A 960-nucleotide genomic window follows, 5' to 3' on the forward strand; every position below is an offset into this window, starting at 1 on the left:
CGTCTGCGTATGGAAAATGACTATTTAAAAAAGTTGAATGCCTTAGTTCAAAAGAAGAAAACATTACAGACCAAGACAAAGCGCAATTGATTTATGAATTAAGGCATAAATACAAGGTCGTTGACCTTGTGAAAGTCGCTAATATCGCTCGTAGTACGTATTATTACTGGATGAAACAAGCGAAACGTCCAGATAAATATAAGAAAGTTAAAAAATTAATTAAAGAGATCTTTAGTGAGAATTTTGGGAGGTATGGTTATCGTCGTATTACATTGGAATTACGTAATCGAGGCCATGCATTAAATCATAAAACCGTTCGACGTTTAATGAATATCCTGGGATTAAAATGTCTTGTTCGATTAAAAAAATATCGTTCATATAAAGGGGCTGTCGGGAAATTCGCTCCTAATATCTTAAAACGTAATTTTCACGCATCAAAACCAAATGAAAAATGGGTAACAGATGTGACGGAGTTCCACTTACATGGTAAAAAACTATATCTATCACCCATTTTAGACTTATATAACGGAGAAATTATAGCTTACAATATAGAACATAGACCTGCCTATTCCCTTGTTTCTAAAATGTTAAATAAGGCGTTTCAACGTTTGAATGATAAGGAAACTCCTATATTACACTCGGATCAAGGTTGGCATTATCAAATGCGACAATATCATCAGTCGCTTAAAAAACATAACGTTATCCAAAGTATGTCCCGTAAGGGAAATTGCTTAGATAATGCAGTCATGGAAAATTTCTTTGGCTTATTAAAATCTGAATTACTTTATCTTAAAGAGTTTGAAAGTATGGAACAATTTAAGCAAGAACTAGAAACTTATATTCATTACTACAATCACAAAAGAATTAAAACAAAACTAAAAGGATTGTCCCCTGTGCAATACAGAGTTCAATCCTTAGTAGCTGCTTAATATATTTGTCTAATTTTTTGGGTTCAGTTCA

Annotated in this window: 1 pseudogene; it reads left to right on the forward strand. The window is 32.6% G+C overall.

Annotated features, from left to right (window positions below):
* Positions 1–929 (forward strand): annotated as a pseudogene (locus tag JDS92_RS30045) (IS3-like element ISBth167 family transposase); the annotation flags it as partial.
* Positions 930–960 lie beyond the last annotated feature (31 nt).

It is taken from the genome of Bacillus cereus group sp. N12 (assembly GCF_016483575.1).
Lineage (GTDB): Bacteria > Bacillota > Bacilli > Bacillales > Bacillaceae_G > Bacillus_A > Bacillus_A toyonensis.